General features: G+C 62.9%; 21 protein-coding genes. 13 read left to right on the top strand and 8 right to left on the bottom strand.

Features of this window, described 5'->3' with window-relative positions:
• The first annotated feature begins 8 nt into the window (after window positions 1-8).
• The 11 genes from AC0GNR_RS06110 (at window position 9) to rfbC (ending at window position 8,221) form a co-directional block, all read left to right on the top strand.
• Complete coding sequence (locus tag AC0GNR_RS06110) at window positions 9-707, top strand: glycosyltransferase (protein ID WP_472900094.1); 699 nt, start codon at window positions 9-11, stop codon at window positions 705-707.
• 16 nt (window positions 708-723) lie between these two features.
• Complete coding sequence (locus AC0GNR_RS06105; protein WP_472900093.1) at window positions 724-1,494, top strand: glycosyltransferase family 2 protein; 771 nt, start codon at window positions 724-726, stop codon at window positions 1,492-1,494.
• A 27-nt stretch (window positions 1,495-1,521) separates the two neighbouring features.
• Entirely contained in the window at window positions 1,522-2,751 is a 1,230-nt protein-coding gene (locus AC0GNR_RS06100; RefSeq protein ID WP_472900092.1) for an O-antigen ligase family protein, read from the top strand.
• Window positions 2,752-2,878: 127 nt separating this feature from the next.
• Window positions 2,879-3,940 (top strand): dTDP-glucose 4,6-dehydratase, encoded by a 1,062-nt coding sequence (gene rfbB, locus AC0GNR_RS06095; protein WP_472900091.1) that lies wholly within the window; start codon window positions 2,879-2,881, stop codon window positions 3,938-3,940.
• 33 nt (window positions 3,941-3,973) lie between these two features.
• Window positions 3,974-4,585: a nucleotidyltransferase domain-containing protein gene (locus AC0GNR_RS06090; RefSeq protein ID WP_472900090.1), complete on the top strand. Its 612-nt coding sequence runs from the start codon at window positions 3,974-3,976 to the stop codon at window positions 4,583-4,585.
• Window positions 4,575-5,021, top strand: coding sequence for a hypothetical protein (locus AC0GNR_RS06085; protein WP_472900089.1), 447 nt, complete (start codon window positions 4,575-4,577; stop codon window positions 5,019-5,021). Before AC0GNR_RS06090 ends, AC0GNR_RS06085 begins: the two co-directional genes overlap by 11 nt.
• A 10-nt stretch (window positions 5,022-5,031) precedes the next feature.
• Window positions 5,032-5,937: a dTDP-4-dehydrorhamnose reductase gene (gene rfbD, locus AC0GNR_RS06080; protein ID WP_472900088.1), complete on the top strand. Its 906-nt coding sequence runs from the start codon at window positions 5,032-5,034 to the stop codon at window positions 5,935-5,937.
• Window positions 5,938-5,951: 14 nt separating this feature from the next.
• Window positions 5,952-6,371 carry a type VII toxin-antitoxin system MntA family adenylyltransferase antitoxin gene (gene mntA / locus AC0GNR_RS06075; protein ID WP_472900087.1) on the top strand — a complete coding sequence of 140 codons (420 nt, stop codon included), beginning with the start codon at window positions 5,952-5,954 and terminating at the stop codon, window positions 6,369-6,371.
• A complete protein-coding gene (gene hepT, locus AC0GNR_RS06070) occupies window positions 6,361-6,792 on the top strand; it encodes a type VII toxin-antitoxin system HepT family RNase toxin (RefSeq protein ID WP_472900086.1) in 432 nt (143 codons plus the stop codon). The genes mntA and hepT overlap by 11 nt, the downstream gene beginning before the upstream one ends.
• Window positions 6,789-7,676, top strand: coding sequence for a glucose-1-phosphate thymidylyltransferase RfbA (rfbA, locus tag AC0GNR_RS06065; protein ID WP_472900085.1), 888 nt, complete (start codon window positions 6,789-6,791; stop codon window positions 7,674-7,676). The genes hepT and rfbA overlap by 4 nt, the downstream gene beginning before the upstream one ends.
• Window positions 7,673-8,221, top strand: coding sequence for a dTDP-4-dehydrorhamnose 3,5-epimerase (rfbC, locus tag AC0GNR_RS06060; RefSeq protein ID WP_472900084.1), 549 nt, complete (start codon window positions 7,673-7,675; stop codon window positions 8,219-8,221). Before rfbA ends, rfbC begins: the two co-directional genes overlap by 4 nt.
• Window positions 8,222-8,246: 25 nt before the next feature.
• Here rfbC and AC0GNR_RS06055 read toward each other — a convergent pair whose 3' ends face one another.
• On the bottom strand, window positions 8,247-9,692 hold the full coding sequence (locus AC0GNR_RS06055; protein WP_472900083.1) for a mannose-1-phosphate guanylyltransferase/mannose-6-phosphate isomerase: 1,446 nt from the start codon (window positions 9,690-9,692) through the stop codon (window positions 8,247-8,249).
• Between the two features lie 334 nt (window positions 9,693-10,026).
• Between AC0GNR_RS06055 and AC0GNR_RS06050 the strand changes: the two genes are divergently transcribed.
• Together AC0GNR_RS06050 and AC0GNR_RS06045 are read left to right on the top strand one after the other, a co-directional pair.
• Window positions 10,027-10,293, top strand: a complete 267-nt coding sequence (locus AC0GNR_RS06050; protein ID WP_472900082.1) for a helix-turn-helix domain-containing protein — start codon at window positions 10,027-10,029, stop codon at window positions 10,291-10,293.
• A gap of 1 nt (window position 10,294) precedes the next feature.
• A complete protein-coding gene (locus AC0GNR_RS06045) occupies window positions 10,295-11,644 on the top strand; it encodes a type II toxin-antitoxin system HipA family toxin (RefSeq protein ID WP_472900081.1) in 1,350 nt (449 codons plus the stop codon).
• A gap of 396 nt (window positions 11,645-12,040) precedes the next feature.
• Here the strand turns inward: AC0GNR_RS06045 and AC0GNR_RS06040 are convergent, their stop codons facing one another.
• The 7 genes from AC0GNR_RS06040 to AC0GNR_RS06010 all read right to left on the bottom strand — a co-directional run bounded on the left by AC0GNR_RS06040 (window position 12,041) and on the right by AC0GNR_RS06010 (window position 20,651).
• Complete coding sequence (locus AC0GNR_RS06040; RefSeq protein WP_472900080.1) at window positions 12,041-13,348, bottom strand: sensor histidine kinase; 1,308 nt, start codon at window positions 13,346-13,348, stop codon at window positions 12,041-12,043.
• A gap of 44 nt (window positions 13,349-13,392) precedes the next feature.
• On the bottom strand, window positions 13,393-14,121 hold the full coding sequence (locus AC0GNR_RS06035) for a response regulator (RefSeq protein WP_472900079.1): 729 nt from the start codon (window positions 14,119-14,121) through the stop codon (window positions 13,393-13,395).
• Window positions 14,122-14,175: 54 nt separating this feature from the next.
• Window positions 14,176-14,934: a sulfite exporter TauE/SafE family protein gene (locus AC0GNR_RS06030; protein WP_472900078.1), complete on the bottom strand. Its 759-nt coding sequence runs from the start codon at window positions 14,932-14,934 to the stop codon at window positions 14,176-14,178.
• A gap of 188 nt (window positions 14,935-15,122) precedes the next feature.
• Window positions 15,123-16,469, bottom strand: coding sequence for a PAS domain-containing sensor histidine kinase (locus AC0GNR_RS06025; RefSeq protein WP_472900077.1), 1,347 nt, complete (start codon window positions 16,467-16,469; stop codon window positions 15,123-15,125).
• Between the two features lie 153 nt (window positions 16,470-16,622).
• Complete coding sequence (locus tag AC0GNR_RS06020; RefSeq protein WP_305334659.1) at window positions 16,623-18,080, bottom strand: nickel-dependent hydrogenase large subunit; 1,458 nt, start codon at window positions 18,078-18,080, stop codon at window positions 16,623-16,625.
• Window positions 18,077-19,090 (bottom strand): hydrogenase small subunit, encoded by a 1,014-nt coding sequence (locus tag AC0GNR_RS06015; RefSeq protein WP_304836610.1) that lies wholly within the window; start codon window positions 19,088-19,090, stop codon window positions 18,077-18,079. Before AC0GNR_RS06015 ends, AC0GNR_RS06020 begins: the two co-directional genes overlap by 4 nt.
• Before the next feature lie 112 nt (window positions 19,091-19,202).
• Window positions 19,203-20,651 carry a sigma-54-dependent transcriptional regulator gene (locus tag AC0GNR_RS06010; RefSeq protein ID WP_472900076.1) on the bottom strand — a complete coding sequence of 483 codons (1,449 nt, stop codon included), beginning with the start codon at window positions 20,649-20,651 and terminating at the stop codon, window positions 19,203-19,205.
• Window positions 20,652-20,658: the final 7 nt, after the last annotated feature.

Here is a 20,658-nt window from a genome sequence, read left to right as displayed (position 1 = left end):
CCCCGAGCATGAGACCCTCCGTAACTCTGTGCCTCACGATCGGAAACCGACCAGCACAGCTTCGTGAGACTCTGACGAGCCTGCTCGGTCAAGTTGCCTTTGACGAGGTCATAGCTGTCAATGACTTTGGGGATGAGCCCACGAACAGCGTGTTTCGTGAGCTGTGTCCAAGCGGCACCCTGGTCGTACAGGATCGCCAGATGGGCCACCATATCGCGGCTGACGCGATGTATGAGCGCATCAAGACGCCTTACGTTTTTCATTGTGAAGACGACTGGGTATTCGAAACTGCGCCCGACTTACCAGGTGCACAGGCGCTTCTTCAAGATAACAGCGCAAGCATTGTGTGCTTCCGTGCTGTAGAGGATGTGCTGCATGACAAACCCCTGAACTTCAAGCCTGCTAGGCACGAATTCAACGGCCAAAAAGCATGGCGCCTTGATCATTTGCACAAGCAGTGGCACGGGTTTACTTTTAACCCCCATTTCTGTGCTCTTTCGCTCTGGAAGGAGCTTGGCGGGTTTTCTCAATACGCCGCTGAAAAAGACATCTCTGCCGCAATTCGCGCGCAACATCGTTTCGTCGTCTACGCAGACCCTGGTGCGTGTCGGCATATTGGAGATGGCGTGAGCGTGAGTGGAACCAATCGAAAATCTCTTTCCAAACATGTGAAGGCGTGGATCAGGTCCAAACGTGACCGCGCTTAACCCGTCACATTCCCCCATGCCCCAACTCACCGTCGCCATCCTCACCCTCAATGAAGCCCGGCGCATAGCCAGTTGCATCCGCAGCGCGCACTTTGCCGACCAGATCGTGGTGGTAGACAGCGCCAGCAAGGACGGCACTGCCGAGATTGCACGCTCCCTTGGCGCTGAGGTGCACGTGTATGACGACTGGCAAGGTTTTGCGGTTCAGCGCGACAGACTTCTCACCCACGCCAAGGGTGACTACATTTTTTTCCTCGATGCAGACGAAGAGTTCACCCCGGAACTGGAAACCGAGTTGAAAGCCGTTCTGGCCAGCGGCGAAAAGTCCGTTTGGGAACTGCGGTGGATTCAGGTGGCGTTTGGCCGCCCGCTGACCCTCATGCGCAGTTCAGGCAGCGTGCAGCGGTTGTTTTGGCGTGCCGATATTGAGCGCTTTGAGGGCGTTGTGCACGAACATGCCGTGTTGCGCGAACCGCGTCCACTGAGGCGCTTTCAACACCGGTTGCTTCACCATTCCCGCGAAACCATTCATGGAAGCCTGCTGAAGCTTGCGCAATACGCCCAGTTGGGTGCGGTAAAGCGCGCTCGTCTGGGCAAGACAGGGGGTATCTTCCGCGGTTTTTTGTCGGCGGCATCCAATTTCTTCCGCCTCTACTTTTTGCAGCGCGGCTTCATGTGTGGCCCGCAAGGCTTCTTGTATTGCCTGTTCGTCAGTCTTGAGAGTTTTTTCCGCTATGTGGCCTTGAGGTACGACCGCAGCCACATGCAAACGCTGCCCAAGCGCTGACCGCCTTCCTCCGTGCAAGACCCACCCATGCAGACACGCTTTCTGTTCGTCATGTTGCTCTGTCTGTCGGTTTCGTCGCTGCATACGAAACTGGCTGGGCTGGCTTGGCTGCTTCTTTTGATAGCAGCCGCCTCATCACTCCGACGCCCTGCCCTCGCCCCGCACCAGGATGTCAGTCTTGCCCTGCGCCACTGGCTGATAGGTGTCACCTGTTTCCTGGCCACGAGTGCGGCCCTGACTTTGATCTGGTCAGAATCCGATTTTGAGGTCAGCAGCGATATAAACACTGGCTTTCGATTGTTGGCAGCGGCGGTGGCCACAGCGGTCCTCGTTCAACGCATGGATCCCCTGCACAACCCGATACGCCATGCGAGCACAGCGGCAGCGGTGGCGCTGGTACTGGGTTTTCTGCTGACCCTGCTGGTGAGTCGGCCACTGTTGCCCTCGCACCCCATTCCGTGGGCGGTCAGCATGTCGATCTGGGTGGCATTCCTGCTTCCCCAGGCCATGTCCAACGAAACGCCTAAGCACTGGGTCTGGGCATACGGTGGTGCGACCGCGATCGGCATTGTCGCAGTGCTGCTTTCCGAATCTCGGGGTGCCTATGCCATTGTTTTTTGGCCGCTGATCTTGCTTGTCGCAAACAGCCACGGCCTCAATCGTCAGGCACTGCTGCGGGTGGGCTCGGTGGGGGCGTTGAGCATGTGCCTGCTGGCAATGTCGGTTTTGCTTCCCGCTGACCCGCTGCGTTTAAGACTGGCCTGGCATGAGGCGGAAACGGCTTTGAAGACCAAGGACTTCAACTCTTCATTGGGCGCACGGGTTTATCTTTTTCAAACCGGTTGGGATGGTTTTGTGGAGTCTCCGTGGGTGGGTGTTGGCGCAGCCGAGCGCACACGCCGCTTGCAAAGCGCCGGACTACAACTGCCACCCGCGGAAACAGAACGCTTCAGTCACGTTCGCACCCTGGGCCATGTGCACAACCAGTATCTGCACCAGGCCATGGATGGGGGCCTGCTGGGCTTGTCTGGTTTGCTTGCCATCCTGGCTGGAATGATTGCAGCGGCCTGGCGCCTGCGCCGCGCACATAAAATTGCGTCACAGCAACTTGCAGGCATTGCTTTCGTACACGCCACAGCGAGCCTGAGCAACGTCAATTTTGCGCACAATTATTATGTTTTGATGCTGGGTTTAAGTATCAGCGTCGTATTTCTGCAGGCAGCGACAAAAACAAAAACTGATAAAACCTTAACATAAAAACCAATTTATAGACAATAACCGCCCAAATCAGTTAGCCTTGGCAGTTATTATTTTTGATGCGCGCGACAATCTGGGCAACGATCCTTCACAGGATCTAAAAGAAGACATTGCCAGGGAACACCATATGATTTTAGTTACCGGCGGCGCCGGCTTCATCGGCGCCAACTTCGTCCTCGACTGGCTAGCACAACACAACGAGCCCGTTGTCAACCTCGACAAGCTTACCTACGCGGGCAACCTCGAAACCCTGGCCAGTCTGCAAGGCGATGCGCGCCATGTGTTTGTGCAGGGCGACATTGGCGATGCAGCCCTGGTGACCCGCCTGCTGGCAGAGCACCGCCCACGTGCGGTGGTCAATTTCGCCGCCGAAAGCCATGTGGACCGCTCCATCCACGGGCCGGAAGACTTCATCCAGACCAACATCGTGGGCACCTTTCACTTGCTGGAAGCGGTGCGCGCTTATTGGGGCGGTTTGGCAGGCGCCGAGCGCGAGGCGTTTCGCTTGCTGCATGTATCCACCGACGAGGTGTACGGCAGCCTGAGCAAAGATGACCCCGCGTTCACCGAGACCCACCGCTACGAGCCCAACAGCCCATATTCGGCCAGCAAGGCCGCCAGCGACCACCTGGTGCGCGCCTACCACCACACCTATGGCCTGCCGGTGCTCACCACCAACTGCAGCAACAACTACGGGCCGTTCCACTTCCCTGAAAAGCTGATCCCGCTGATGATCGTGAACGCGCTGGCGGGCAAGGCCCTGCCGGTGTATGGCGACGGGATGCAGGTGCGTGACTGGCTGTATGTGAAGGATCACTGCAGCGCCATTCGCCGCGTGCTCGAAGCCGGCCGCCTGGGCGAGGTGTACAACGTGGGTGGCTGGAACGAGAAGCCCAATATTGAAATCGTCAACACCGTGTGCGCACTGCTCGACGAACTGCGCCCACGAACCGACGGCCAGCCTTACGCCAGCCAGATCAGCTACGTAACGGACCGCCCCGGGCACGACCGGCGCTACGCCATTGACGCTCGCAAGCTGGAAGCCGAACTCGGCTGGAAGCCCGCTGAAACGTTTGAGAGCGGCATTCGCAAAACGGTGCAGTGGTACCTGGACCACCCGGACTGGGTCGCACACGTTCAAAGCGGTGCCTACCGCGAATGGCTGGGCAAGCAATACAGCGCAGCGTGAACCACTGGACCGCATCCGCTAAAATGTTCTTTATTGGAGAACTTTTGTTCTTTTATGGAGAAATTAATGCTCGCCGACATCTTGTTTCCCCTGCAATACCGTCGGCGCTTGCTGGCCGTACTGTGCATGCGGGCTGGCCAATGGTTCCACCTACGAGAGCTGGAGCGCCTCACGTCGGTGGCCTCCGTGGGTTCGCTCAAGAAGGAGCTCGATTTGCTGGCTGGTGCGGGCTTGCTGAATGTCCGCAAGGTAGGCAACCAGACGCAGTTCTGCGTGAACGAGGATCACCCGGTTTATCCAGAACTGATGGGGCTGGTGCGCAAAAGCATCGGTCTGGTCGACGTTTTCCATGGAGCACTCGCCCCTTTGAGCCATCAAATCTCGGCAGCGTTCGTGTACGGCTCCATGGCTCAAGGCACCGACAAGCCCCACAGCGACGTGGATGTCATGATCTTGGGCGACATCAACTTTTCCAGCGCCGTGAATGCGCTTTACGACAGCCAGGCCACATTGGGGCGAGAAATCAACCCGAAACTCATGACGCTGGCCGAATGGCAAACCAGAAAAGCGGCTGGCGACAGCTTTGTGCAGGATGTGCTGAACAAGCCCAAACTTTTCGTCGTGGGTGGCCCTGATGAGCTCTGAACACCTCGCCAACCTGCTGCGAATCGGTCTGCTTGACGCAGTGCCACCATCGCCCGTACTGCGCGCCCGTATGCTCCACGCAGCCCAAAGCCGCCTGACGGACGCACTGCGCACACACAACAGCCCCGAGACACGGTTTGATTGTGCTTACACAACGATTCGCGCTGTCGCTGACGCGGCACTGCTGGCGCAGGGCTACCGAACCTCGACCAGCAAACCTGGGCACCACCAGACCACGCTGCAATGTCTGGCGCACACGCTGGGAGTGGACACTGCCGTTATTCGTGTGCTGGACGGACTGAAAAAGCAGCGCAACCTGAGCGACTACGACGGTGAACCCGTCACACAAGCTTTGTTGCAAGCGTGTCTTGAACAGGCCCAGCAACTGCTGGTCTTGGCCCATGCCAAGTGGCCAGACGCCTGCACCAACGGATAACACCAACCCCATGCGCAAAAAAATACTGTTACTCGGTCCCAACGGCCAAGTGGGCTGGGAACTGCAGCGCAGCCTGGCGCCCTTGGGTGAGCTGGTGGCGCTGGACCGCCACAGCACCGAGACGGAAGGCGGTTGCGGCGACCTGACCCAGCTGGAAGCCCTGCGCCAGACCGTGTTGGCGCAGCGGCCTGACGTGATCGTCAACGCCGCTGCTCACACCGCCGTGGACAAGGCCGAAAGCGAGCCCGAACTGGCCCGCACCCTCAACGCGCTGGCCCCCGGCGTGCTGGCCGAAGCCGCACACAGCGTGGGCGCGCTGCTGGTGCACTATTCAACCGACTACGTGTTCAATGGCAGCGGCCTCACCCCCTGGGCAGAAGACGCACCCACCGGCCCACTGAGCGTGTACGGCCGCACCAAGCTTGAAGGCGAGCGCGCCATACAAGCCAGCGGCTGCCGCCACCTGATCTTTCGCACCAGCTGGGTGTACGCCGCGCGCGGCGGCAACTTTGCCAAAACCATGCTGCGCCTGGCCGCTGAGCGCGAGCGCCTGACCGTGATCGACGACCAGTTTGGCGCGCCCACTGGTGCCGACCTGATTGCCGACGTCACGGCCCACGCCATCCGTCAGGTGTTGCAGCGCCCGCAGGACGCCGGCACCTACCACCTGGCCGCTGCAGGCGAGACCACATGGAACGGTTACGCCCGCCACGTCATTGAAACGGCCCGCCAACTGCGGCCCGAAACGGTGCTGGCGGTGCAGGACGTGGCTGCTGTGCCCACCAGCGCCTTCCCCACCCCTGCGCATCGCCCACAGAACTCGCGTCTGGACACCACACGGCTGCAACAGACCTTTGGCCTGCGCATGCCAGACTGGTGGCGAGGCGTTGACCGAATGCTGATCGAGACTCTTTGAAACCAGGAGGATCAATGAGCATCGCTACCCCCGGCCGCGCCAGCCCGCCTGCCCAAGTGCCTGCTGCACTAACTGAGCTGTTGCTCCAGCAGCCGCAGTTGATGTTTTCCGTGCTGGTCGGCAGTCGGGCCACGGGCAACACCCACACGGGAAGCGACTGGGACATTGCCCTTCAATGGGCGCCTGATGTGGAGTGGATGTGCATCCTGGGCCAGACGGAAACCTTACGCGTTCAGCTGGCGCAGGCGCTGCACGTTTCGCCACAGACCATTGACCTGATCGATCTGCGTCGAGCCAATTTGGCCATGCGAGCAGCGGTGGCGGAAGAAGGCGTGCCGCTGACAGGAACCGACGGCTTGGCGTGGATGCATTTTTTACAGCGCACATGGCACGAACTGGAAGAGCACTACTGGGAGCAGCAACATGCGGCTTGATCTGTACCAACTCGAAACAGCACGCATCGCAGCTGAACAGGGGGCACTTCTGGACCAGGCACGTGCGGTGCTTCAGCAGGGTCTTGAACTTCGCCCGCTGGAGGAAGCTGGCGTACTGCACGCGCTACAAGTGCTGATAGAGAACGCCATTGGCAAAGCCAAACAGTTGCTCAAAGCAAGCGAGCACCCGGTGCCTGTCTCAGCGCACGATGCCTTTGCTGCACTGGCCACCCACCAATTGATTGACGCGGCCGATGTGCCGGCCTGGCACGCCGTAGTGGGGCTGCGCAACCGCATCGTGCACGACTACATGAACATCGACATGGTGCAGGTTCGCGCCTGGGTACAGGCCGGCAAGGACCACTTCGTGACCCACTTCCTGCTCGAACCCTTCACCATTCCTAACAAGACACCCCCATGACCCAACGCAAAGGCATCATCCTCGCTGGCGGCTCCGGCACCCGCCTGCACCCGGCCACGCTCGCCATCAGCAAGCAACTGCTGCCGGTGTACGACAAGCCCATGATTTATTACCCGCTGAGCACGCTCATGCTCGCGGGCATTAGGGACGTGTTGATCATCAGCACGCCGCAAGACACCCCGCGCTTTCAGCAGCTGCTGGGCGACGGTAGCGCCTGGGGCATGAACCTGCAGTACGCGGTGCAACCCAGCCCTGACGGCCTGGCCCAGGCCTTCATCATTGGTGAGCAGTTTGTTGGCAACGCGCCCAGCGCCCTGGTGCTGGGCGACAACATTTACTACGGCCACGACTTCACCACCCTGCTGGCCGACGCCGATGCCCAAAGTGGCGGCGCCACCGTGTTTGCCTACCATGTGCAAGACCCCGAGCGCTACGGCGTGGTGGCCTTTGACGCCGCGGGCAAAGCCAGCAGCATCGAAGAAAAACCGCTGCAGCCCAAGAGCAACTACGCCGTGACCGGCCTGTATTTTTACGACAACCAGGTGATGGATATTGCCAAGGCCGTCAAGCCCAGCCCGCGCGGCGAATTGGAAATTACCGCCGTGAACCAGGCCTACCTGGACTTGGGCCAGCTCAACGTGCAGATCATGCAGCGCGGCTACGCCTGGCTGGACACCGGCACCCATGAAAGCCTGCTAGAGGCCAGCCAGTTCATTGCCACGCTGGAACACCGCCAAGGGCTGAAGATTGCCTGCCCGGAAGAAATTGCCTGGCGCCACGGCTGGATTGACAGCGCTGCGCTGGAAGCCCTGGCCCAGCCGCTGCTGAAAAACGGCTACGGCCAGTACTTGAAGCGTATCTTGAGCGAGAAGGTGTTTTCATGAAGGCAACCCCCACAGCCATCCCTGACGTGATGGTGATTGAGCCCAAGGTATTTGGCGACGCACGCGGCTTTTTCTTTGAAAGCTTCAACCAAAAAGCTTTTAACGAAGCCACCGGCTCCAGCGTCAACTTTGTGCAGGACAACCACAGCCGCAGCGCCAAGGGTGTGCTGCGCGGCCTGCACTACCAGCTGCAACAACCCCAAGGCAAGCTGGTGCGCGTGGTGCGCGGTGCGGTGTTAGACGTGGCGGTGGACATTCGCAAAAGCTCACCCACGTTTGGGCAATGGGTGGGCGTGGAGCTGAGCGAAGACAACCACAAGCAACTCTGGGTGCCAGCGGGCTTTGCGCATGGGTTTCTGGTGTTGAGCGAGACGGCTGACTTTTTGTACAAGACCACGGACTACTACGCACCGGCGCATGAGCGGTGCATTGCTTGGGATGACCCGGAAATTGGAATTGCCTGGCCAGACCTTGGTGCTGCGCCGGCTTTGTCTGTCAAGGACAGCAAGGGCACGCGATTGGCCGCCGCCGACCTGTTTGCGTAAAGCCCTTAGCTGGAACAGAGAAAGGTTACCTCCCGTAACGGTCCTCAAACCGAACAATATCGTCTTCGCCCAGGTAGCTGCCCGACTGCACTTCAATGATTTCTAGCGGGATGGTGCCGGGGTTGGACAGGCGGTGCACTTCGCCCAGTGGTATGTAGGTGGACTGGTTTTCGGTCAGGACCACCACCTTGTCGCCGCAGGTGATTTCGGCGGTGCCTTTGACGACGATCCAGTGTTCGGCGCGGTGGTAGTGCTTTTGCAGGCTCAAGCTGGCCTTGGGCTTGACCTGGATGCGCTTGACCTTGAAGCGCTCAGACTCGTCAATACTGTCGTACCAGCCCCAAGGGCGGTGCACTTTGCGGTGCAGGTTGTGTTCTTCGCGGTGCTGGTCTTGCAGCAGGCCCACGATCTGTTTCACGCCTTGGGCGCTGGCGCGGTGCGCCACCAACACGGCGTCGGGGGTTTCAACCACCACCAGGTCGTTCACCCCCACCACGCTGACCAGGCGGCTGCTGGCGTGCACAAGGTTGTTGCGGCTGTCGACCGCCAGCACGTCGCCTTGTGTGGCGTTGCCGAAGCCGTCCTTGGGCAGCGCGTCCCACACGGCGTCCCAGGCGCCCAGGTCGCTCCAACCGGCGTTGAGCGGCACCACCTTTATGGGCAGGCCGCTGCCCGGGCAGTGCTCCATCACGGCGTAGTCGATCGAGTCGGCGGGTATGGCGGCAAACTCGGCTTTGCCGGGGCGCACAAACGATGCGTCGGTGCTGCGCGCCGCCCAGGCGGCCTGACTGGCTTGCACCATGTCGGGCCGAAAACGCTCAAGTGCCTGGAGCCACACCGAGGCTTTCACCACAAACATGCCCGCGTTCCACAGGTAGTCGCCCTCTTTCACGTAACGCTGGGCAGTGGCCGCGTCGGGTTTTTCGACAAAGCGCAACACAGGCCATGCCGCATGGGGCTGCCCGCCCTGCACCTGTATGTAGCCGTAGCCGGTCTCGGGCCGGGTGGGCGCCACGCCCAAAATGACGATCTGCCCTTGCGCAGCATGGGCCACGGCAGTGGTCACAGCCGATCTGAACGCCGCTTCGTCGGTGATCACGTGGTCGGCCGGGGTGACCACCAGCACGGGGTCTTGCCCCTGAGCCATCGCGGCCATCGCGGCCAGTGCCAGCGCGGGCGCGGTGTTGCGCCCCATGGGCTCCAGCAGCACCGTGGCCGCGTCAGTGCTCACTTCACGCAATTGCTCCAGCACCAAAAAACGGTGGTCTTCATTGCCCACCACCAAAGGCGCCTGCAACACCACACCGGCTGACCGCAGCCCTGCCAAGCGCATGGCGGTTTGCTGAAACAGGCTGTGGGCGCCGTCCAGACACAAAAACTGCTTGGGAAAGCCCGCGCGTGACAGCGGCCACAAACGGGTGCCGGAACCACCCGCAAGAATCACGGGGCAAATGGGGGGCATGGAAGTCATTTGAAACACCTTCTGAGGTCGAGCACGGCTGAGCACCGAGGCCGTTTGTGGCTGCTATGGACCCCACGGGTTGGAGAGTGGGCATAGCCAGTGCACAAGCATGCCACACGGGGCGGAACGACCAGGTCTTGCTACGCCAAATGACCCAAGCTCTGCAACCAGGACTTTGGGCAAGCCTGACCTATTGGCCGGGCGACGAGATGACCTTTGAACTGCAGTAGGTTGACGCCTTACGCCATACCGAATATTCCGCTACAAGCAATTTAGCGCCTATTCCGGTAATTTCAATTTAGCGCAATAAGCGCTATATTTGGCATGATGAATAGGCGGAAGCATGACTACACGAACCCAACCTCTTGTAACGGCCGCGCAGCTTGGGTCGCTGTTGCGAGGAGCGCGCAAAAGCCTCAAATTGACACAAGCACAGCTCGCCAACCGGGTTGACCTGAGCCAGCGACGCATCTCGGAGCTTGAGCTGGAGCCAGGGGCGCTAAGTGTCGACCAACTGATAACGCTGTGCAACCAACTCGGGCTACAAGTAGTCATCCAGGCAAAAGAAACCACCACCAAGGAGCCAGGGCGCCAGAAGGGGGAGTGGTGACATGGCGGGTCGTACGTCACGCTCTCGGCCGCTATCCATCTGGGTCAACGGTGAACACGTCGGCCATTGGTCACCAGCCTCTCACCGACCGACAGAGCTCCGTTACGCGGAGAGCTGGGTGCAGTCCGAAAATGCACGCCCACTGTCCTTGTCCTTGCCTCTCCCGCTCGTGGGAAACGAGCCTCTGCGGGGGGAGCGCGTAGAGAATTTCTTTGCCAACCTGTTGCCAGACAGCGCAGCCATCCGAAAGCGCCTGGCAAGTCGGTACTCAGCAGGGTCTGAGGATACCTTTGACCTGCTGGCAGCGATAGGCAGGGACTGCGTGGGAGCTATTCAACTCCTGCAAGACAAAGAGGAGCCGACAGGCGTCAAGCGCATCGCGGGAGAAGTTCTCACTGATGAAGATGTGGCTGCATTGCTGCGCGCCACGGTCTCTGGCGGAGTCTTCCTCGGACAGCAAAAAGACGAAGACTTACGCATCTCGATTGCCGGTGCGCAAGAAAAAACAGCACTGCTTCGCCACGGAGGCAAATGGATGCGCCCACTGGGTGCTACGCCCACCACACACATCCTCAAGCTTCCACTGGGCTTGGTGGGCAACATGCAGGCAGACATGCTCACGTCTGTCTACAACGAGTGGTTATGTCTGAAGCTGATGAAGGCGTTGGGCTTCGAAGTAGCCCAGGCGGACATCGTGACCTTTGCTGACCATCCTCCGGTTCTGGTGGTCGAGCGGTTTGACCGCAAAAAACACTCATCAGGCAAATGGCTTCTTCGTCTTCCGCAGGAAGACTTCTGCCAGGCACTGGGGGTCAGTCCACATCAAAAGTACGAAGCTGATGGCGGGCCAGGAATACTGCAACTTGCTCAGGTACTGAGTGGTTCCCACAATGCACGCGACGACCTGAAAACACTGCTGGCCAGCCAAATAACCTTCTGGCTACTGGCCGCCACCGACGGACACGCCAAAAACTTCAGCATCCATGTAGGTGCGGGCGGCAAATATGCACTGACCCCCATGTACGACGTGCTGTCTGCCTGGCCCATTCTTGGCAAGAAAGGCAACCAGCTGCCCTGGCAGAACGCAAAGTTGGCAATGGCCATGCTTGGCAAAAGCCGCCACTACCATCTGGCAAAAATCATGCGGCGCCACTTCAATACAACAGCGGCAAGGTGTGCATGGGGCGAAGACGCCGAGGACATCATCAACGAGCTGCTGAATAGGGTGGAGCCAGCAATAGCCGCCGTCGAAAAACGGCTACCAGGCGACTTCCCCGAGGATGTGGCCACGTCAATCTTCGCGGGTATTCGCAGCCAAGCGAAAAAGCTCAGGGAGCAACCCAGCGCGTAGTGGTGATATTTGTAAAAGCTTGGACGGCGGCCACTTTTCTGCGCCGAGTAAGCCGTAAGTCCTTGTCAGCCATCAGCAAAACGGTCTTCCTGGGTGAGCTGCGTCGTAAAACCCGAACGCCAAAAAAAAGCCACCTTGCGGTGGCTTTGTAAAGTCCTTGGAAGGACGTCGTTGGGAGACCAGATTCAAACGTTTTTGATGACGTATCTTGTTTGCCGGATCCGTTTTCTTCGCGGTGTTGTGACAGCAACAGGGTAAATTGTGCGCTGCCGCATAAATTTCGCCAATCCCCTATTTGGGGGAGTTGTTACATATTTTTAGGTAATAAAACCCAAAATTCAGGCCGGGTTGTCGGCACGCAGACAAACTTGACCGCTGGCTGACAATGGCCCGCCTTCAGAGCGGCAGTTCGACCACGAAGCGGGCGCCGCCGCCTTCTCGGGCTTCGCAGCGCACGTGGCCGCCGTGGCGCTCGGCAATGGTTTTGACGAGTGACAGGCCCAGGCCCACGCCACCTTCGCGTTCGCTGGCGCCGGGCAGGCGGTAAAACGGCTCAAAGATGCGTTCGCGCTGGTCGGGCGGCACACCGGGGCCGCGGTCTTCGACGCAGATCACGACCGTGGTTTGGGCCTGACCCGCACCCGGTTTTTTACCGGGTGTATTGCCGGGTTTGCCGGGCGTGTCCAGCAGGGCCATGGTCAGGCGCACGTCGGCGGCGGCGCCTTCGTCAGCCATGCTCGGCGGGGTTTTGGTGCCATAGCGGCGGGCATTTTCAAGCAGGTTGCGCAGCAGGCGGCGCAGCAGGCGGGCGTGGCCTTGCAGCAGCACGGGCGAAGCGCCGGGGGCGATGTCGAGGTCGGCGCCGGTGCGGGCGCACTCTTCGGCGGCCAGGCCCACCAGGTCGACCTCTTCGGTGGCGCCCAGAGCCGATGCGTCGTTGGCGTCGCGGGCATCGAGGCGGCTGGCCAGCAAGATTTCGTCAATGAGTTGGTCCAGCTCTTCGATGCTGCGCGCCATTTCCTGGCGCTGCGGGGCGCTGGCGCTGTCGCGGCCCATCAGCTCCAGCCCCATGCGGATGCGGGCCAGGGGCGAGCGCAGTTCGTGTGAGGCGTTGGCCAGCAGCGCTTTGTGCGATTGCAGCAGGGTTTGCACGCGCTCGGCGGCGGCGTTGAAGCGGGTGGCCAGAAACGCGATTTCGTCGTGGCCTTGTACCGGCAAGCGGGTGGACAAGTCGCCGTTGCCCCAGCGCTCCACGCCTTTTTGCAGGGCCTCAAGGCGCTTGGTGAGGCGCCGCACGATGGGGTAGGCGCCCAGCGCCACGGCCAGCGCCACCAGGCCCAGCAGCCATGCAAAACCGGGGGCGGATTGCAACCAGGCCTGGGTGCGGCGCGCGGGCAGCGGGCTGCCGGGCTGGCGGTTGGCGCGGGGCAGCTGCACGTAGAGCGTTTGCCCGTCTTTCATGGTGACCTGAAACTCAAGCCCTTCGCCGGGCACGCGCACGGCGCGGGCGGGCGCCTGGCCCACGATGTCGCCGGCGCTGTTGCGCAGCACAATTTCGCGCCCGGCGCGGCTGGCGTTTTGCTCGCGCTCGTGGTCCAGCGCCACCTGCCAAAGCCAGCCCACCACCAGGGCGAGCACAGCCACAGCGGCCACCACGGCGAGCCAAATGCGCAGGTAGAGCTTTTGGCCGATCAGGGAATCCATCGGGGTTCAGTCATGGCACATGAATGGGTGCAGGCGGGGTGCCATCAGTCTTGCTGTTTGGCAAACACATAGCCCACGCCGCGCACGGTGAGGATGCGCTTGGGGTCTTTGCTGTCGGCCTCGATGGCGTTGCGGATACGGCCGATGTGCACGTCAATGGAGCGGTCAAACGCTTCCAACTCGCGCCCGCGCACGGCCTCCATGATCTGGTCTCGCGTGAGCACGCGCCCGGCGCGCTCGGCCAGGGCCACCAGCAGGTCAAACTGGTACGAGGTGAGTTCACAGGCGGTGGCGCCCACCTGCACGGTGCGGGCATCGCGGTCGATTTCGAGCGAGCCAAACCGCAGCACCGGCGTGCTGCGCGTGGCGTGGTTGGTGCCCGGCTCGCCGCGGCGGCGCAGCACGGCGCGGATGCGCGCCAGCAGCTCGCGCGGCTCAAAGGGTTTGGGTACGTAGTCGTCGGCACCCATTTCCAGGCCAATGATGCGGTCCATCGGGTCGCCCTTGGCGGTGAGCATGATCACCGGCACGCGCGCGGCGTCGCCCGGCAGGGCACGGATGCGGCGGCACACTTCCAGGCCGTCCATGCCGGGCATCATCAGGTCCAGAATGACCAGCTCGGGCAGCATCGACTGCAGGTGTTCCAGACCCTGCTCGCCGTCGGGCGCGTGGGTCACGGCAAAGCCCGACTGGCCCAGGTAGTCAACCACCATCTGGGCCAGACGGGCGTCGTCTTCAATCATCAACAGAGAGGAAGTGGGGGATTGCGCCATAGTGTTTCTACTATAGCCCCCGCAGACCCATGAGCGGGTGAGCGCCCCGGCGGCTTACCGCAGCCAGGCGTCGTAGGTGGTTTTCAAGATCAGCGCGCTCACCACCACGATGAACACCTGGCGCACGAAGCCGCTGCCGTGTTTCAGCGCCAGGCGGGTGCCCAGCAAGCTGCCCGCCACGTTGGCCACCGCCATCACCACCACAAAATGCCACCACACATGGCCTTTCCAGGCGAACAACATGAGCGCCGACAGGTTGGACGCGGTGTTGAGCAGCTTGGCGCTGGCGCTGGCATGCAGGAAGTCGTAGCCCAACCAGCGCACAAACAGAAAAACGAAAAAACTGCCGGTGCCGGGGCCAAAGAAGCCATCGTAAAAGCCAATGGTCACCCCCAGCAGGCTGGCCGCCAGCGCTTCCCGGCGGCCCGTAAAGCGGGGCGCATGGCTGTGGCCCAACTGCTTTTTGGCCAGCGTATAAGCCAGCACACCCAGCAGCACCAGCGGCAAGGCGCGGCGCAAAAAGTCGGGTGAAATCACGGTCACCGTCCAGGCGCCCACCAGCGACCCGGCAAACGCCACGGCGGCCGCCGGCAGCAGCGCGTGCCAGGGCATTTGAACCCGCCGGGCGTATTGCAACGTGGCTGCGGCGGTGCCCCACACCGAAGCCCCTTTGTTGACGCCAAACAGCGTGGCGGGATGGGTGGAGGGAAACACCGCAAACAACGCCGGCACCAAAATGAGCCCGCCGCCACCCACGATGGCATCGACAAAACCGGCAAACAGGGAGGCAAGGGTGACAAGCAGCAGTTCCATGCGGCGATTGTCACGGGAACCGCAGCAGCCGGAGCTTCCGGCTCCGACTGCTGCAACATCCTGCGCAACGGCTGGGTGCGCACCGAACCCAACGCTCACAAAATGAGAACCGCTGTCGGGCTTTTACAAGGCCGATCGGGGGCTATTTAAGCTGATGAGCGGACATCAGCGAACACCTCTCACCCGCGTCAGGCCCCTGCCAGAGGGAGCTCCATCTGGAACTCGGCCCCCCTACCTTCAGCGTTGCATGCGCTCAAGCGTCCGCCGTGCTGCTCCACGATGCCGTAGCTGATCGACAGGCCCAGACCCGTACCCTTACCCACTGGCTTGGTGGTGAAGAAGGGATCGAAGATACGCAGCAGGTGCTCGGGCGGGATGCCGGGTCCGTTGTCGCGCACGCACACGCGGGCCCGGGTGCCATCGCAAACCACAGACACCCAGACGCATGGCGCCACCGCACCAAGGCCTCCCACGGCGTCGAATGCGTTTTGCAACAGATTCATCATCACCTGCTGCAACTGGCCTGCGCTGCCCATGACGATGCAGGGCGTGCCCGCCTGCCAGCGCACATCCATGGGTGAGTGTCGACCTTTTTGCACCCAATGAATGGCGCGTTCAATCACCTCGATCAGGTTCACCGGCGTGCGCTCTTCCGGGTCCATGGCCGAGAAGCGTTTGAGTCCGTGCACGATGTCAGCGGTGCGCTGTGCGCCTTCCAGCGTGCCTTCGATGAGGGACGGCAGGTCGCCCATCAGGTGTTCGATGCGCAGCTTCTGGCGCAGCGCCTGCAGCGCCGGCTCGGGCTCGTGGGCGTGCAGCGCGGCCATGTAGGTCTGCAGGCGGTCGCAGTACTTGCGCAGCGCGTGCACATTGCCCAGCACAAAGCTGATCGGGTTGTTCAGCTCGTGCGCCACGCCGGCCACCAACTGGCCGAGCGAGGCCATTTTTTCCGAATGCAGGAGCTGCTGCTGCGTGCGCTTGAGGGCCTCGTGTGCGGAGCGCATCTCGTGGTACGCGCGCTTGAGTTCGGCCGTGGGCCGACCCACCCACACGGTGCCGACACGCCGCCCGCTGGGGCCAATGCGCGGCGTGCAGTTGGCATCGACTGGCACCGGTTGACCCTCGCGATCGAGCAAGTTGAGCTCAATGCCCTGGCCTGAACGCGGCGTATCGCTGCAGTCCATCGCGGCGCGTGCGGCGTCCACGCTGGCGGCGTCGGCCAGCAAATCGGCCAGGCAGTTGCCGCGCAGCTGTTCCTCGTGGCGCCCGACCAGCTCGCACAAGGCCGCGTTGGCCTGCTCGATCAAACCGCGCTCGTCGCACACCACCAGCACGTCCGACATCGACGTGAGCACACTGAAGATGAACTGCTGCGACTGCTCCAGTTCGGTGTTCTTCTTCTCCAGCTCCACCTCGTCGTCGATCAGTCGGGTGTAGACCTCGTCCATCTTCTGGATCACGTCCAGCCAGGTGGAATCGTCCACACCCTCCATCGGCACGGTGGGCAGCGGGCTCGGGGCGCGGTCTTTGCTCATGATGAAAAGAAGCCCTCGCAACGCGGGACAGCACCTCGTCCAGGGGTGCCGCGAAACCGGCTTCGCCGGGGCGCGGGCGCCGTCCCCCTGCCCAGCGCCGAAGGCGCGCCAGAGCGGGGGGAAGCCGCACAGCGGCGCAGGGGGGTGTCCATATCAGTGCACGGTACAGACCATGCAGGGGTCGAACGAACGCACGATGTGTTGGACGGCGATGGGTGTCTGCTCGCCATCGCGCACCGGCGCATCCACCAGCGCCTGCTCCAGCGCGCCGGGCGTTCCCTGCGCGTCACGCGGCGAAAAATTCCAGCTGGTGGGCGCGACGATCTGGTAGTTCGCGATACGCCCGCGCCGCACCACCAGCCAGTGGCCCAGGCTGCCGCGCGCGGCCTCGCTCAGGCCTACGCCACTGCCCTCGTCCGGCAGTATGGTCGGCACGCAGAAGGCCTCGGTCGGTCGGATCGCCTGCAGCCATTCTTCCATCAGCGGCACCACGCGGGCGAGCTCGATCAGCCGTGCCAGCACGCGCGTGTAGACCGTGCCGCCGTGGCGCACCACCGCGTCCAGCACCAACGGTTGGGCGCTGGCAAGTTGGCGCGCAACAGCGCCGGTTTCAACCACTTCACCACCCAGGCGCGGCGCCTTGTTCCAGGTGTAGGCGCCGGGCTTGTCGGGCTCGGGGCGGGTGATGCCGTGCAGCGGATGCAGCGGCTCGCGCGCGTGGGCCAGCCAGGTGTGGGTGGCGTCTTCGGTGATGCGGTGCGGGTTCAGCACTTCGACCGCGCCGGTCTGCGCGCGCCACACACCACCGGGCAAGGCCCAGCCACCACCCGACTGTGCATAAGCGCCATAACTCAGGTAACGCCCCGGTCCGGGGCCGAGCGTGTCGAGTTGCAGGTCGCGCACGAGGGTGAGGAAAAAGCGCAGGTCGCCGCCCAGCGGGTCCTGCGCGTGCCAGCCCCACAGCGCGGCTTCGTTGGTCAGCGCCGCCACCGCTTCGAGCGGCGCGGCGAACAGCTGGCGCTCCAGGAAACTGCGGAACTCACGCACTTTCGCCAGCAGGCGCACGCGCTCGGCGGCATCAATGGCGCGGGTGGAGCCACCGGGTTCTACCGACTGCGTGTGCGGCCACTTGCCGCCCAGCGTGCCCACCAGCGTGAACCAGCGCTGGCGCGCAGCGGTCGCCGCGCGCACCTGCTCGCCGTGGTCGGGCGCGAAGCGGCGTTGGGCTTCGACGTGCCAAGGCCGGTCGGCGTAAGCCGGGCGGGCGAAGTCCGGCATGAAAAACAGGTAGAAGTGCGTCAGGTGATCGGCCAGGTTTTCGGTCGCCAGGATCAGGTTGGTCGCGTGCTGGCCGTTGGCCGGCATGGTGATGCCGGCCAGGTCGGCCAGCGCACGCGCCGAGGCCACCGACTGAGACACCGAACAAATGCCGCAGATGCGCGGCACATAGACCAGCGCATCGTGCGGCACCTTGCCCTGCAGGATCTGTTCGAAGCCGCGGTACATGGTGGCGTTCACCTGGGCGGAGGTGACGCGGCCGTCGGCGATGTCGAGCTGGACTTCGAGGTCGCCTTCGACGCGGTTGAACGGACCGACGAGCAGGCGACTCATTTCAACCTCGTTTTTCGAACGGCGGGTATCACCACCAGGTGATCCGCCACCGCGTTGTTCTTCACCCGTTTCGGCGTCGCGCTCTTGGACAAGGAAGCCAGCGCGACGAACCAGGCCTTGGGCATGTCGGTCGGCAGGCCGATGGGAATGCCGGCGAGCTTGGGCGTTTCGTGGAACGGGTGACCGGGTTCCTGGAAGCCGGGCTCGGTGCAGGCGATACAGGCGTAGCCGCCGCGTGTGCAGCTGCCCTCGCCGTTCCACAGCCGGGTGTTGCAATCAGCGTGCACCTGCGTGCCTTTGCAGCCCATGTGCTCCATCATGCAGCCGAGGTCCGACGGCTTTTCGGCGCTGGCCTTGAACTCGTAATACTCGTTGCGCGTGCAGCCGTGGTGCACCAGTTGGTCGGCATAGAAACGCGGCCGGTTCAGCGGGTCCAGGTCGTCGGCCGTAAAGCCGTCGGCGGCCAGCGCCATGAGTGTGTCAATCACCCAGCTCGGGTGCGTGGGGCAGCCCGCGATGTTGATCACCGGCAGGCCGCTGCTGGAGCGGAAATCCGCTCCGAGCAGTCCTCCGGTGCGGTCATCTTCGTACTGCAGGCCGCAGGCGTCGGTGGGGTTGTCGCCGCCGGCGGTGATGCCACCCCAGGCCGCGCAGCTGCCGACGGCCAGCACGTGTTTCGCTTTCGCCGCCAGCTCGCGCACCCAGTGGATCATGGGCAGGCCGGTACCGGCCAGCATGTGAAAGCGCCCCGTGCCGTTCGGGCCGCGCAGCAGCGAGCCTTCGACGCACAGCGCGTCGAGCCGGGTGCTGCCGTCCAGCACCGCGTGCAGGAGCGCGATCACCTCTTCGCCACTCGCCATCGACAGCGAGGGGTGCCACAGCAAGTTCACGCCACCATCGCGCAGGTGGCCCCGGAAATCGGGGGTGTCGGCGCACAGCAGCGACATGCTGCAGCCGCCGCAACCGCCCGACTGAAGCCACAAAACGTTGAGACCAGCGCCATGCTTCACAGCGACACCTCCATCCGGCAGACGCCGCGGAACTGGCTTTGCCGTGCCACTGGCGTCACCCCCTTGAGGTGGGATGCGGCTACGCGCAAGGCGCAAGCGACGGAGGTGGACCTCACTTCGGCTCCAATCCGAAGCGCTGTATTTTGGCGCGAAGACCCACGCGGGAGAGGCCCAGTTCCTGGGCCGCTCGGGTCTTGTTCCAGCGGTGGCGCAGCAGGGTTTCGCGCAGCAGCATCGCCTCGATCACGTTCAGCCGCTCGCTCAGCGTGCCGCTTTGGGGGATGGCGGCGGTGAGGTCGTCGGCCGTGCCCGATGCGCGGCCTTGCAGCACCCGGCTGGAGAACGCCGCGGCGTCCAGCCGCGCGCCGTCGTGCAGGGCCAACGCCCGCGCGATTTCATTGCGCAGCTCGCGGATGTTGCCCGGCCAGGGGTAGGCCACCAGGCAGGCCATGGCTTCGTCGGGCAGGATCGCGCCCGGGTGCCCCAACTCGGCGGCCACGTCATGCACCAACTGGTGCGCGATGGGCGGGATGTCGGCCACGCGATCGCGCAGCGGCGGCACGGTGATCGTGATGCCGGCGATGCGGTAGTAGAGGTCTTCGCGGAACAGGCCATCGCGCACGCGCTGCTCCAGCTGGCGGTGGGTGGCAGCGATCAGGCGCACGTCCACCGGCACCGGGCGCGCACCGCCCACGGGCCGCACCTCGCCCTCCTGCAACACGCGCAGCAGCTTAACCTGGAAGGCGGGGGACGTCTCGCCGATCTCGTCGAGAAAAACGGTGCCGCCATCGCCGCGCTGGAACAGGCCCCGATGGTCTTCATACGCGCCCGTGAAAGCGCCGCGCTTGTGGCCAAAGAGCTCGGATTCGAGCAGCGTGTCGGGAATGGCCGCGCAGTTCTCTACCGCAAAGGGGCCGGTGCTCCGCGGCGAGGCGTAGTGGATGGCTCGCGCCAGCAGTTCCTTGCCCGTGCCCGATTCGCCCAGCACGAGCACCGGGATGTCGTAACGCGCGGCGCGCTGTGCCATGTTGCACACCTGGTCCAGCGGGCTGCCGGGCGCACGCACGAGGCGGTCGAAGCCGAAGCTGCTGCGCGCCTGCGCCATCTGGGCGGCGGTGCGCTGGCGCAGCACGCGCGTGTTGGTGCGCAGCTCCAGGTCGAGCCGGCTGGTCTGACGCTGCAGCGCCTGCGCCTCGACCGCGTTGCGCACCGACTCCAACAGGTGGTCGGGCGACCAGGGTTTCAGGATGTACTGGTAGATGCCGGCCTCGTTGATGCCCGCGATGATGTCTTCGGAATCGGTGTAGCCCGAGATGACGATGCGCACCACGTCGGGCCACTGCTCGCGCACATCCTTGAGAAAGTTCACGCCGGTCATGCCCGGCATGCGCTGGTCGCACAGGATCACGCTCACCGGCTGGCGCTGCAGCAGGCCGCGCGCCTCGTCGGCGCTGCTGGCAGTGAAGACCGTGAAGTCCTCGTCCAGCGTGCGCCTCAGCGCGTCCTGCGAACGCACCTCGTCGTCCACCACCAGCACGGTGGGCAGGGCGTCGGGGGACAAATGGGAT

It is taken from the genome of Hydrogenophaga sp. LT287, assembly GCF_055702805.1.
Note: the sequence above shows the minus strand (reverse complement) of the source record. Positions and strands in the feature narration are given on the sequence as shown.